The following is a 13411-nucleotide window of genomic DNA, read 5'->3' as shown; positions in this document are numbered from 1 at the left end:
ATAAAAAAATCAATTTATAGGTTACAGCCTAGACGGGCAAGGGGTTATAAGCTTGTGATGGAAAATTTCGTACCTTCCTGCAAAGAATTCCAGTTATAGTATTGAGAGTAAACTGCGATAATTAAGACTAACAAACCAAGTGTGCGGCGAAAGTAATTCACGCCACTTGTTATCTCTAGCCATGCCCAAGTAAAGATAAAACCAAAACTGAGCATCTGTAAAAGATAATGAATTTTGGGTTGATTACTGCTCCAAAGAAAATCTAATACTGCGAATATAAACCACAAAATCAGAGGCCAGTTAGGCATCTGAAATAATACGATTCGGCCTTGTTTGTCTTTAAAAAAATCAAGGAATTTATACATGCTATTTTTCTTATTAAATAAGATAAGTAAGGAAGCAGGTTGTTAGGCAAGCATCGGCCGTTTACTGCAAAATCATATCTTACTGGCTATTGCTGTTTTATTTCAACAGCCTAAGCTTCGTTTAATGGAGAATTATTTCAACACAGGTTGCAAAACTTCTAAGTTTTACAACCTAAGTTCCTCGAATTATAGTTTCAGGACCTCTTTTCATAAATTTTAGGAACTCTTTAGGTAAACGGATTCAGGTTTTTGAGGATAGGATAGGGGTGTTCCATAATTGATCTTTTATAAATATGAAAAGCTAAGATAGAAATTTTACATCATGTAATATTAATAGTTTTCCTTTATGTTCAATGTGAACTAATTAATGGATGTATTTCGTTATATTTATGAAAAGAAATTTCCTAAAAAATCAGCTTCAAAAAACTAATTTAAGCAAGGACGATCGTCTTTGAGGTTCTTACAGAGGGGCTTATAAAATATTTTTCTAATTCAGGTATTAAATTTCAAAATTTTAGAAACTTTATTCTAAAAATAAAGGTAGGGGGTAAAAGTGCCGGCTTCATCTAAACTAGGGGTCGTGTTGAATAACCACCAAAGTAAGTAATTATGAATTATACCATTTTAATCTGAATAATATAGCCTATTGATAAGTATTCGTTTCAGTTACAGGATTGATGGAAGTATTCTTTTCTATGTTCGCTTTAAAGAAAACAGCTCCTGTATCTTGTAAACGATTCAGAAGACGGCTTAAATCATCCTGTAAAGCACAGGGGGCCGTCTTGAGAAGTGGCAACCATCGTTTGTCGGCCAGTGAAAAGACTTTATTTGGTCCCAAACTATCACGAACCATTTGATAAATTAAATTTTCAAGATAACGGGCACCTAAAGCATCACAAGTTTTGTTCTCGATTAATTCATTAATCTTTATAGAACAGTTGGAAAGTGCAGAAGATACTCTGTCTCTTTTTTCTGTATTGACAATTTTGGCAATTATTAAACTTTGAGCGTCAGTAATATTAAAAAAGCTATACTCTACCCCTAATTCGTTTTTATACCCCTCTTTATCATCATAATAAGAAGCTTTAGTTTCGCCGCGAACAAAAAAACCAGTGCTTCGACATAATTGAGCTACAGCAGATTCAGCTGTAAACAGTTCTACTTTTTTTACACGCTTTTCTTGTAGAATATCCGAGAGAATTTTTTGCAAAGCTTGGGTGGCTTCTGACTGATGTTCTGGCATATGGAGTTGAATTGACAGGAAGGCAATGTGTGGAATTACAGAGTTATCGGGTTCAACATCAAGAGTTAATAAGGGTTTTTCTTGAAAATAGACAGTATATTGATTATTCGCCCGTTTAACAGTAATAGCGTCGTTATTTATAGATTGTAATGGAGGAATAGTCTCCTCATATTTTAGGCTTGGTAATTTTGAAGCGACTTTAACTAATTCATCATCTAGAAAACGACAAATATAGCGCTCAATGAGATAAAAACTACCACTGTTATTGTGCCGTTGCAACCAGTCAGGAAAAACAGCTTCTTCAGAAAAATCTTTGTCTGCTATATGAAAAGCTGCGAAATTTCCACCACTTTGAGTCAGTTGTATTCTTTTAATACCTGCTAGACGCACAATTTTTTCAAATTCTTGATAAAAGAATTTTGCATAACCTTTTCCCTGATAATTCTCATCAATACCCATGGAGCAATATTCTGCGATATGTTGATGCTGATTTTTACCAAACTTAATTCTTCTTACTCCAACAATTTTCTCTTGATCATGGATTTTATCAATAAGCACATAGATATCGCTCGTTTTTGCCATATGCGCATAATGTTCTCTAAATTCATCTTGGGTTTGTTTAGTAAAGGACATCCATTGAATAATATGATCTTGCATCCATATTTTCCATATCGCATCATAATCATTGGGTTCAGCTTTACGAATATAGGGGTACGACATATTTCTTATAAATTAGGCATAAATGTTCATATATTATATCAAGTAGTACTAAATTGATCAATTATGGCAAATATTTACTATACTTTTGTCATTTTATACCTTGCCTAATTTAGTTTTTTAAAAGGTGCAGCCATGATGGTAAAAGCGCTTGAAAAACATCTAAATAAATTTTTTTGGAAAGGATGTTAATTTATAATTAACAATTTTGCCGGTTCTTCCACCCCCCAAACTATGAGGCCATTTTGCAGAATGTCTAACTACAGCAAATTTTAAATGTACAACTATTTCTAAATTGATCTCTAGCCTTAAGTTGTTTTTAGACACATTAAGAAATTAAATTAACGTGAGTTCGATATTAAATTTTAAGTAACCAATTGAAAATAAGGTCCTTTTTGTTATCAAATTTGGCTGAATTTCTCAGATTTAGTCAAAATTGATTTAAAAGGACCATGATGGATAATTTAGTAGAGTTATTTTGTGTTGTCGATGATTTTGCAGAAGAATTTTTTCCAGAGTTTGAAAAGATTCAACTTGAGTACGGTATAAAAAGATCTCAAAAGCCCTGCTCTCTGACTCCAAGCGAAATCATAACCATAATGATTTACTTCCATCAACTTCGATTTCGTGATTTTAAGACTTATTATACGCAGTATGTCCAAAAGCATTTGGGCCCTGCATTTCCAAAACTAGTAAGCTACAATCGATTTGTAGAGTTAATGCCTTCGATTCTTATGCCTCTTTGTTTTTTTATTCATACACAAAGTAAACATCAAACCGGTATTTATTTTGTAGATGCAACCACCATCAATGTTTGTCATGTAAAAAGAGCCTCTGCTAATCGGGTTTTCAAAGGGATTGCTAAAAAAGGCAAATCCTCAATGGGCTGGTTTTTTGGCTTTAAATTACATCTGGTTATCAATGACAAGGGAGAAATTATGGCATTTAAGCTTACCCAAGCGACAACCGATGACCGTGCCCCAGTTGACCAAATGACACAAGGCCTTTCAGGGAAAATGATAGGTGATAAAGGCTATATTTCTCAAACCCTTTTTGACAAATTATATCAACGTGGATTACAACTTATTACCAAAATTAAGAAAAATATGCACAATAAGCTCATGCCGCTTATTGATAAACTACTATTACGCAAGCGGGCTATTATTGAGTCAGTCAATGATCAGCTCAAAAATATTAGCCAAATTGAACATTCCAGATACCGAAGTGTCAATAATTTTATGGTCAATCTCTTGGCAGGATTGGCTGCATATGCTTTACAACCGAAAAAACCTTCCCTTGATTTATGTTCAAATTTTTTAATTGAGGCTTAAAATAATATCGAACTCACGTTATTTAGAATAGAGATAGCAGTATAAACAAGTCGCCTGCATAATGTTTTTGATGGTTGAAATTAAGTGGAGTCTCAGAAAAGTTTCGTTTTTTGAGACCATAAATATTTTAATCTGTTAGAGGCGGCAGGGATTCTGCCGAAAAGGACCGTTTTGTGACAAATTTAATCCAATTTTTGTTCTAGTATCAAATTTATAATCCTTACTGTAAAATTAATCAACAATCTGATGCTGATCAATATCAAAGGCAGGATTGCACGCAATATAAAGCGTCATATTACCTTCCCAATAATATTTTTCACCAGCCTCAACTAAAACGACATCACCAATATTTAACAAATATTCATTATTATTAATGACTACTTTTCCTGCTCCATTTTGGATATAAACGATTTCCTTGCATTTTTTATTCATTGCATGCTTGTGGTCAGGATATCAACCTGAAATGTTCACTACCGCAAAATCTAGATTTTTATCTAGGGTAGGATATTCCGTTACAACACATACATCACTATTTTTTCGTTTAAGGGATTGCTTTTTATACGATATTTTCATAATAACTCAACTTAATATTGTTCTGTGTATTCTGTTTTACTATTTATGTGGGATTTTAATAAGTTAATTCAACTTCTTTCCCAAGAAAAACTAACCTTTATTTTTTTTCCACTTTATTTCAATTCCAAGCTCGTATTCATCGCTTTCTTCTTCATATTCAAATTCAACATACACATCAACGGGTACATAAATACGCTTTTTGTTTATTTGTATTTGAAAGCCTGTATTTTGCTCAATAGCCTCTGCAATTCGTCGTAATTTATTTGCAACTGCTGATGAGCCATATATTTTTTCCAGCTCTATTGCCTCTTTTTCTTTCATAATAACCTCCTAAATAATTGACAATCGCTCCATTTTAAACAGTATGCATTTGGGTTAAACGATTTTAAAAACTCTTTATTAAAATATAAGTAACACAGAAAGATGGCCTACCTCTTTGGATAGCTTTAACCATTGGCCTAATATAATCCTTCCTTTATGCTCTCTCAGCTAATTATAGTAATTTGCTAACCGGTAACATGTCTATTGATACAAGATAATTTAAGTGCCCAAGTCTGCTCCTTTAACTGAGGTTATACAAAATCAGCTAATCAATTACACTTTAATTTAAGTGAAAGAAGCGTTAAGGATTAGAAACGGTCGTTTTTTGAGACGCTAGTTTATTTTTGATTATCGCCTTTATATTTTATTTTGGTTAGTTTGCTCAGCGTTTCTTTCGTCATTTTTTTGGCTCTGTTGTAAAAAAGTTAATCTGGTAGAAATCAAAAAAATATTTTCCACCGGCAAAACTTAGGAAACTTAAATCATTAAATTAAATTCCCACTTAAAGGGCAAAGATAGCTAACATTTGAATTCAAAATCCCACTTGCAAAAAGTAGAAAATTTTTTGCATCAGAGTCGGACATTACAGGTAATGTTAATGACATTTTAATGCAGATAAAAGAGCAATCTCAAGGGATGAAAATGTCACTCACCTTCTTTTAAACCTTAACTAATTGTTTCTATAACTTAATTAAAAATAGTTATTTTAGAATTGCACTATGAATACTGAACAGCTCAATAATAATGTCTGCTCGGCCCACCTTTAAAAAGGTAAAATTTTTGCAACAGTGCTCTTAAGTTAACTTTCGTAATTTTCATGATTTTGCATTTGCATCGTTTATGCGCTGGGTTAATAGTAAATTTTCCATTTTATCTGCTGAAACTGGTTTTCCTAAATAAAACCCTTGTATATAGTCACACTGTAAAGAAGATAAGAATTTCAACTCCTCTTCTCGTTCAACACCTTCAGCTACAACTTTTAAATTTAAGCTATGAGCTAAAGAAATGATCGTTCTGAAAATTATTTTATTTTGAGAAAAATTATTTAAAAAAGATTTATCAATTTTAAGTATATCAAGTGGAATTTGAGTTAAATAACTTAATGATGAAAAGCCGGTTCCAAAATCATCTAAAGCAACTAGCACGCCGAAATTACGTAATTGATTTAATACTTCTTTTACATACCCTTTCTCTTTATCATTGATAAAAATAGATTCAGTTATTTCTATCTCCAAACAAGAGGGATCAAAATCATTAGTCTTAATAATATCCTGAATAAGCCTTAGGGAATCTGGACGAATTAGTTGCGGTACTGAGAAATTAACAGCTAAGGTAATATCATCTTTAAGCAATCCTTTTCTTTTCCATAGTTGATATTGTTTTAGAGACATATCTAAAACCCAATCGCTTATTTCCGTAATTAATCCTAATTGCTCTGCAACTGGGATAAAAAACCCTGGAGAAATTTGGCCTAATGAAGGATGAGTCCAACGCAATAATACCTCCATCCCAACAAGTTTTCTGGGTTCAGAGGTTAGAAACTTAGGTTGAAAATTGAGTAGGAATTGATTTTTAGCTAATGCATACGGAAGTTTGGATTGAATAGTAAGGCGGTACTCATCTAGCTCTGCCATTTTTTTACTGAAATAAGAAATTCTATTTCCACCTAGCTTTTTAGCCTGAATAAGTGCAAGTTTACTATACCTTAATATCGGCCCTATTGTTGTGGCATCATCTGGATAATGAGTAACTCCCATACTAAATCTCATTTGAAGTCGCTCTTTATCTAAAGCATAAGGTCTCGCTAACTCTTTTAGTAAGATTGGTAAGTGTATAGTTGGAACCTCAGCTATTACACCAAAAATATCCTCTCCAAGACGAGCAAGACAAGCATCCGAAGGAAGATATTTGATAAGACGGTTAGTAATCTTTTTTAAAATTAAGTCGCCCATGAGACTACTAAGCGATTCACTAATAGTATCGAAATTATCAACTGAAATCTTTATAATAAGTAATTTGGGAGCCCCTTTACTTATCATTAATTCTAACTTATCTGCAAAAGTGTACCGATTATATAATCCAGTTAACGCATCATGATAAGCTCGATACTTTAGTTTCAACCCTTCTATTCGTCCGCTTTCAGATACATAGATTATAAAAAAACAAATATAAATTAATCCTAAAATAGAGATAAAAACATAAGTTGCATTATGATATGGATTAAGATAAAGAAACTCCTGATCGCTTAACTCTAAATACCATAACCTAAAAAGTAATATCGTGATAATTAAAAGCCAAAGAAAACCAGTTCGAAACCCACCTAATAACACGCACAAAAAAGGTGGCAATACGAGCCAATAAGTACTTGGCGAGTCAAGAAAATCAATCTTTAATGAAATCCAAAAGAAGAGAAAAATTAGTGAGAGTATAATGATTTCACGAGAGATTATAACAGAAGAAGTTACCCGCATAAGCACTATAGTACAAAAAATAAAAACTATTTCTGTAATAATTAAGTAAGCCATTTCAGGCTGAATAAAAAAGTAATAATATAGGCAAATAGGTGGCCCAATCAATAAAGAAGATAGGGCAAATCCAACTAAGCTTTTTGCATAAGCGTAGTTGACTACATCGAAACGTAATCGCTCAGAAATAAATAAATTATAAAAAAATTTTGTCATAATGACTTAACCATTTCTATAGCTCTCTCCCCCTAAGTCTGCACCAATTTAAAGTATTTAAATTTATTTTAAATATATAGCTTAAACTTATAAAAGCAACAAAAGTTAAGTATAATCTTAGGTATGGAAATACGAGGGTTCAGTCAGGATACGTCTGTACCTAGGTCTTTTTATAGTTAAAGCGACGGTGTTACAAAAATAAAGCTGTAGTATTATTAGTGAATTTCGCTAGTACTTATCTATGCACTCAAGAGTTTTGCAGATATCATAACTCCTATAAGGTTTTGCACCTTTTTACTTGGGAGGGTTAAAAAACTAATTAAGAAAATACAATGCCAAGTTTTATTTTTAAACAAGGATAGTCGCTCCAAAAATTACTTGTGTAGAGGCAAATGTTTGTACTCCATTCGGTTTTTGATAAATTGGATAACCGACTGAGATAAAGGCAGATAAACCATTTTGAGAGTTAACAATAAGCCCGGGAGCTAAATAAAGTATGTTGCCTCCTGTATTAGAATCCAAAATACTATAATCACTATCTCTGTTATGCCAACTCCAATGTAATTCCAACAACCCAGTTGCTTGTAGATCAGATGGTTGACCTGTGTCATTATGATGATGAGAAGTTTCAAATAGATGCGCCATACTTAAATTGCAATCAATTACATTACCTCGTTTCGAATTATGAGCACCTTTATTCATTTTTGTAAAAAGAAAGTTAGCATAGAGAGAATTATTTTTTAAGATTGTTTGACTTACAGAGAGGCCTGCAGCTGGACTAAATGCCCCCGTTCCAGGTTGATGATGGGGCTCGAAGAGCTCACCATTGATATTTTTTATATTTGTTTGTCCAGTCGGAACGTATATACCAACTAATAACGCGGCATCAAATAGTACTGACTGATTATGGATAAAACGCCATTCGGGTAAAATAAGCAAATCACCAAGGCCATTGGCATTACCTTCTTCATGTGTATGAGGTGGTTTAGTAGGATTATGGGCAGGTGAACCATGACGCAATTCAGTTCTACTAATATAAGGAAGATTCAAATTTAATAAAACATCATTCGTAATCCCTATTGCGACACTTAAAGATGATTGTAAAAGATAATCGAGAGTATCAACGTTATCTTTTAGTAATGCAGCTCTGTGCGTTAATTTTTCGCCATTTAAACTTTGAAATTTTTGTAATTGAAAAACCGTAGACAATGCAAATTTACCCTGGGGTAAGGTTTGTGGCGGTATAGTCCAAATTGTTCCTCCGGCACCATTTTCGACAAAGAGTCCTGGGTGATCGGCCGAGCAGACCGATGGCAGGATTAAATAATTGAAAATAATAAAGATGTGGGTAAAATTCCATTTCATGTATTTCGATCTCTTGTCACGTAACATTCATCAGATGATTTTATGGGTATTCAGAAAGAGTTGAAATAAATAATATTACTTTTAGCTTTAAAATTTTCTTTTCATTAGGATTCATGCTTGCCTCTGCCTAGTTCAAGTAAAAAAATATATAAGACAATTACATTTAAGAAAAATTATATGAAGGACTCTCATTTGTTACCAATATTATTATCCTTCGTTTTTTGAAATTCATGCCTTACATCTCCTCGAGTTATGTTTACTAGCTTTTTACACTTATTTTGTATTTAGATAAATTTAAGACTAGGCGTTGAAAGCGTTAAGTATTGTAGAGCTTTCTAAAAGGGCTCAAAAAGATTTACAAAGAATATCGGAACATATAAAAATTAAATTATTAATTTGACTCGATTCAGTAGAACAATTAGGAGTTTATCAAGTTCGAAAGATACCAGGCTATCATGATGAACCTTTAAAAGGTAACCGATTAGGCCAGCGCTCTATACGTCTTTCTAAAGGTTACCGAGCTATCTATACAATGACATCAAACGGCAGTATGGAGCTTATTACAGTTGAAGAGGTAAATAAACATGAGTATTAATGCACGTGAATATCTAGAAAAACAAGTAGGCCCTTTAAGTTTAGGTAAAACCCTTCGTGCTATTCGATTAGGTGAAGAAGAAAGCCAAACTCATTTTGCTAAAAGGTTAGGTATCTCCGTTCAATATCTTTGTGATTTAGAGCATGATCGTAAAATAGTTAGTGCTATAAAAGCTAAAGTCTTTGCAGATAAGCTTGGCTATTCTGATAAACAATTTGTTCGGCTTGCCTTACAAGATTCATTAAATCAATATAATATACCCATGCATGTTGAGATTTCTGCTGCTTAAAAAATTTCATATAAATATCTATATATTTTTGTTTCATTCGGCCTATGCTCCTAAATAATCTTAAAATTGATTTTTATAAATCTTGAAAGATGGCCAAGGTGCTATTCCGAAACAGCTCAGAGCTCTCCGCTAACTAATTCGACTAACTCTGGTCTCAGAAAGGGTCGTTTCTTGAAACCCTAAATAAGACTCAGCATTATCAGATATAGATTATGCTACAAGCTTACAGGCGGCTCATGGTTAAATTGGATGTTCTAAGCGGTAAAATCTCCCATTCACAAATAAATGAGAACTAATAACTCTGCAGACTTATTGTAAAAAAGCTTTTATTTTCAATATACTAATTGCCCCAAAGATTTTCCTTAATGGATTAAGTAAATAACTAAGGATATAAATATGAAGTCATGGTTACCTTTTTATTCAGGAACAATTCTATTTTTTTCAGCGCAAGCTATTTATGCCTGCGGTGCTAATGTTCAGGCCTGGATTTATCCAGGCAATCCTGCTTGTAATGCAAAAAATGAATATACAGACGGCCGAATTATCCACGTTTTAAAACCGGAGTATTTTACAGTGGATGATGCAGGAATCGTTCGTCGATTAAATGTATCTGAAGCTGGCTGTAATGCTTATAACCGAAAAAATATAGAAAGTATTAAGGCTCACTCACAACAACAATTTGTAACGGTGTCTGCAGACGCAAGTTCCATGGTAGCGTTAACTTCGAATGCAACCAAGCGAGCCAGGGCAGTTAATAAATTAGTAAATTTTATTAAAGATACAGGTTTTACAGGTGTCGAGCTTGACTTTGAAGGGTTTGGGAGTTGGACAGAGGCTAATTACCGTAACTATAAAACTTTCGTCATGGAATTAGGTAACGCGTTATGGTCAATCAATGCACAATTTATGATTGATGGCCCGCCGATATCAAACAGCATTGAACAAGGTTATTACAAGTGGCAATATGAAGACTTCAATAATTTACCTGTTAATTATATTGTTGTTATGGCTTACGATTATCAATATGATCATGGCGTAGGTAAACCCATAGCACCTAATAATTGGGTCATTAATATTATTAACCATACTAAGTCCAAAATAACAGACATTAATAAGCTTGTTATTGGTATGCCTTCCTATGGGTATCATGGTGTGACTGGTTCTTATGGAATTAAAATTGACACTCATGCGCAATCAAAAAATTATCCTGGATTTTCTACCGCTAGACTTGACCCATCTTCTTATGAATATTTCTGGGAACATGATAATATTACTTACAATTTTCAGACAACAGACTCACTTAATAGAAAGAGAGCGTTAATAGAAGCACAGGGCATTAAGAATATTTCTGTCTGGCACTTAGGCGGAAACCAGTGGTTTTAATTTTATATCTTTATTATTAAGTTAGGCCATTTAACCTTACTTTTAAAGCTCCTCCATAGGAGCTTATTAAAAGTTTAGAATTTAATGCAGAAATTATAAAACGAACTACTTAGTTGGTAAAACATTTAAATTCGGTATGTAATGGTATGGCCGACAAAAATAGGCTTATACAGACATTTTAAGCTGATTTTAGTTATTTAAAGATAACAATTCTGGAAGCCACATTAAAATTTGTTTGAATAAAGGATCTGTTGATTTACAAGTAAACAATTTGGTATAATCGTAGTAAATTCAAGTGTTGGTATTAGATGTATGAAGCGTAAATTTAGTCCACTGAAGGAAGCCTAAACAAGCGTCAGAAGAAAAAGGAAGATGAAGTAACTGCCGCTGATTCATTAGAAGGTAATACATCTGATTTATCAATTATAGAATATGATTCTCAGGTAACTAGCTCTTCAGGAAAATTAGAAAGAGACTGTGTCTTATCAGAAATAGCTTTGCATGATCTCTTAAAGGCCGGGCAAGTTCTCAGTAATACCGCGTTGAGAACCCTTAAATTTTTAATACTCGATAGGAATGGTATTTTACTTGCAACGGGTGGAAAAGAGCTAGAGAAACAGTTGCAGACGCCATTTTTAGCTCCTTCAGACTCTAAACCCAATAATGATTATTTTCATGCGTACGGTGCCTTTGAAGCGGAATATGATAGTGAAAAAAATGTTCAGTTTATACTAATTCAGCCAGTTAGGGGGAAAGATTCACCACATGGCGCGATACCAGATTGGCTTAAGATGAAGTCTCTAGTTAATTATTTAGAACAACAAGGCATTAAAATAGTTAGTAACAATATGCTTTATGCTGGTGACTGTAAATCTTCTTTATTAGTAAATCAAGTCATACAAACGGTTAATAAGCCTTTAGAAGGTGTTTTTTTTAATACTAAATCGACCATGGCACAAATCTATAAACCTATAGCTCAGTTATCTACAACGTGTGGTAGTTCAACAAAAATAGAAGAGTTAATCAAGAAGTATGATGCTGTACAACAACCGCCTTCTCCGCGGATACCCACAAATATACCTAAAAAACTCTTTCTTTTAGATGCTAAGTGGGATAACGGCGTAAAACTTGATAGCCCTAGCCGGCGAAGGAAAATGGAGCAGCAGTCAATGCAGGTCTCCCCTTTTTTTTCTAGAAAAGAGAGAAGAGATAAAGACGAATCTGATGAAAAGTCGCCAGATATATTTATAAAAAATATATAAGGTAAATGAGACTGCGTGCAAAAATGCCGATTTATTTAAATAGAAAGGCTTTGCAATAGGAGCAAAAGGTGTGTCGAGTTAACCGTTATCATTTGAATGATTTTATTTAGATAGGGAAACAATACTCTAATAGGCGCTTTGATATTATAAGGCCTCTGCTGCAAAAAAATTGAATTTTATAAAAATCAAAAAGTATTTTTCACTGAAATCACAAAGGCACTAAGTCACTTAATTTGATTTCCCACTTAACCAGTCAAAATTACTAAATTTAATCATTAAAAGCCCGCCCTTAAGATGGGAAAAATTTTTGCAGTAGTGCCCAAAATACAGCTCTGTTGCAAAAAAGTTAATTGGGTAAAAATCAAAAAAATATTTTCCACTTATAGAAATGATGAAGTTTAAACTAATTAATTAAATTCCCACTTAAATAGTAAAAATGCTTAATAGTTAACTTCAAAACCCCGCTTTCAAAAAGTAGAAAATTTTTTGCAACAGAGCCGTCATATTTATCTTACTTGGCCATATAAATCTATTAATAAAGTTGACTTTCTTAATAAAACGCTAAGTTTTTATTGATATCATAAATAAAATAATTTTGTTTATTTGAAATGCGTCAGAAGCAAGAATCTTGGTTTGATAATTATTACGACTTTAAGCTCGCTCAAAAATGGCCTAATGAAGCTGTCTATATGGGGTCTTTCTTTGGGCGTTTTGGTAAACTGCAACGCGCACTTACTAAGCTAGATGTTGTAGATGAAAAAAGTTATTTTAATTTGCCCAATGCCAAAAATATTTTTTGTCCTGAAGCTCCTTATCGATCGTCAATTGATGGTGGAAAATGGAGTTATAAAAAAAACCAAGCTTTTTGGGCAGGCGCTATAAAAGCTAAAAGAGAATTTCTGTTGCTAAGTCCATTACATTTATATGAAAAAAAAATTATAAAGGGCCAGGGAGATGGAACAATTAGCGAATTATTATGGCTTAGTGATAATGATTATATTTTTGAAGCTAAAAATCATTTGTTAATTGCTAAACCACCAGCTTATGAAATAACTAATCCGATTATTTATGATTATGCTTATATGAGAACAGATAACAAACTGCTGCGACAAGCAATTAAGAAATTTTTACAGAAAGTTCCATCAGAGTTATTAGATTTATCTTCTAATGCAGAAATTAATCTCAGCTCTAATATGAATGAAGAAACACCAAAACCTAATTTAAACTGGTACAGTTGTAATATCCTATAGTAGATAGAACTAAATCTCAATTTTACTCTATATTCT

11 protein-coding genes are annotated in these 13411 nt (G+C 33.0%); 5 read left to right on the top strand and 6 right to left on the bottom strand.

Annotated elements, in window-relative coordinates:
- Positions 1–44 precede the first annotated feature (44 nt).
- Together ACQUW5_RS13965 and ACQUW5_RS13960 are read right to left on the bottom strand one after the other, a co-directional pair.
- Positions 45–365, bottom strand: a complete 321-nt coding sequence (locus ACQUW5_RS13965; protein WP_444991885.1) for a hypothetical protein — start codon at positions 363–365, stop codon at positions 45–47.
- Positions 366–1008: 643 nt separating this feature from the next.
- A complete protein-coding gene (locus ACQUW5_RS13960; protein WP_444991884.1) occupies positions 1009–2328 on the bottom strand; it encodes a GNAT family N-acetyltransferase in 1320 nt (439 codons plus the stop codon).
- Between the two features lie 449 nt (positions 2329–2777).
- Here ACQUW5_RS13960 and ACQUW5_RS13955 point away from each other — a divergent pair, with 449 nt between their 5' ends.
- Entirely contained in the window at positions 2778–3656 is an 879-nt protein-coding gene (locus tag ACQUW5_RS13955; RefSeq protein ID WP_444991883.1) for an IS982 family transposase, read from the top strand.
- A 231-nt stretch (positions 3657–3887) separates the two neighbouring features.
- Here ACQUW5_RS13955 and ACQUW5_RS13950 read toward each other — a convergent pair whose 3' ends face one another.
- From ACQUW5_RS13950 to ACQUW5_RS13935, 4 genes are all read right to left on the bottom strand, one after another.
- On the bottom strand, positions 3888–4088 hold the full coding sequence (locus ACQUW5_RS13950; protein ID WP_444991882.1) for an AraC family ligand binding domain-containing protein: 201 nt from the start codon (positions 4086–4088) through the stop codon (positions 3888–3890).
- A 231-nt stretch (positions 4089–4319) separates the two neighbouring features.
- Positions 4320–4550 (bottom strand): amphi-Trp domain-containing protein, encoded by a 231-nt coding sequence (locus ACQUW5_RS13945; RefSeq protein ID WP_444991881.1) that lies wholly within the window; start codon positions 4548–4550, stop codon positions 4320–4322.
- Positions 4551–5365: 815 nt separating this feature from the next.
- Positions 5366–7231: a putative bifunctional diguanylate cyclase/phosphodiesterase gene (locus ACQUW5_RS13940; protein WP_444991880.1), complete on the bottom strand. Its 1866-nt coding sequence runs from the start codon at positions 7229–7231 to the stop codon at positions 5366–5368.
- A gap of 348 nt (positions 7232–7579) precedes the next feature.
- Positions 7580–8596 carry a transporter gene (locus ACQUW5_RS13935; protein ID WP_444991879.1) on the bottom strand — a complete coding sequence of 339 codons (1017 nt, stop codon included), beginning with the start codon at positions 8594–8596 and terminating at the stop codon, positions 7580–7582.
- A gap of 584 nt (positions 8597–9180) precedes the next feature.
- On the opposite strand from ACQUW5_RS13935, the gene ACQUW5_RS13930 reads away from it, so the two are divergent.
- The 4 genes from ACQUW5_RS13930 (at position 9181) to ACQUW5_RS13915 (ending at position 13375) form a co-directional block, all read left to right on the top strand.
- On the top strand, positions 9181–9480 hold the full coding sequence (locus ACQUW5_RS13930; RefSeq protein ID WP_444991878.1) for a helix-turn-helix domain-containing protein: 300 nt from the start codon (positions 9181–9183) through the stop codon (positions 9478–9480).
- A gap of 396 nt (positions 9481–9876) precedes the next feature.
- Complete coding sequence (locus ACQUW5_RS13925; protein WP_444991877.1) at positions 9877–10863, top strand: glycoside hydrolase family 18 protein; 987 nt, start codon at positions 9877–9879, stop codon at positions 10861–10863.
- Between the two features lie 542 nt (positions 10864–11405).
- Positions 11406–12125 carry a hypothetical protein gene (locus tag ACQUW5_RS13920; protein ID WP_444991876.1) on the top strand — a complete coding sequence of 240 codons (720 nt, stop codon included), beginning with the start codon at positions 11406–11408 and terminating at the stop codon, positions 12123–12125.
- Positions 12126–12733: 608 nt separating this feature from the next.
- Entirely contained in the window at positions 12734–13375 is a 642-nt protein-coding gene (locus ACQUW5_RS13915) for a hypothetical protein (RefSeq protein ID WP_444991875.1), read from the top strand.
- Positions 13376–13411: the final 36 nt, after the last annotated feature.

It is taken from the genome of Legionella pelazae, assembly GCF_052527395.1.
Note: the sequence above shows the minus strand (reverse complement) of the source record. Positions and strands in the feature narration are given on the sequence as shown.

Bases quoted from the DNA above. Each gene is read 5' to 3' on its own strand.
- ACQUW5_RS13935 (WP_444991879.1), bottom strand. From the start codon at position 8,596: ATGAAATGGAATTTTACCCACATCTTTATTATTTTCAATTATTTAATC.
- ACQUW5_RS13925 (WP_444991877.1), top strand. From the start codon at position 9,877: ATGAAGTCATGGTTACCTTTTTATTCAGGAACAATTCTATTTTTTTCA.
- ACQUW5_RS13960 (WP_444991884.1), bottom strand. From the start codon at position 2,328: ATGTCGTACCCCTATATTCGTAAAGCTGAACCCAATGATTATGATGCG.
- ACQUW5_RS13950 (WP_444991882.1), bottom strand. From the start codon at position 4,088: ATGAATAAAAAATGCAAGGAAATCGTTTATATCCAAAATGGAGCAGGA.
- ACQUW5_RS13940 (WP_444991880.1), bottom strand. From the start codon at position 7,231: ATGACAAAATTTTTTTATAATTTATTTATTTCTGAGCGATTACGTTTC.
- ACQUW5_RS13930 (WP_444991878.1), top strand. From the start codon at position 9,181: ATGAGTATTAATGCACGTGAATATCTAGAAAAACAAGTAGGCCCTTTA.
- ACQUW5_RS13955 (WP_444991883.1), top strand. From the start codon at position 2,778: ATGATGGATAATTTAGTAGAGTTATTTTGTGTTGTCGATGATTTTGCA.
- ACQUW5_RS13965 (WP_444991885.1), bottom strand. From the start codon at position 365: ATGTATAAATTCCTTGATTTTTTTAAAGACAAACAAGGCCGAATCGTA.
- ACQUW5_RS13945 (WP_444991881.1), bottom strand. From the start codon at position 4,550: ATGAAAGAAAAAGAGGCAATAGAGCTGGAAAAAATATATGGCTCATCA.
- ACQUW5_RS13915 (WP_444991875.1), top strand. From the start codon at position 12,734: ATGCGTCAGAAGCAAGAATCTTGGTTTGATAATTATTACGACTTTAAG.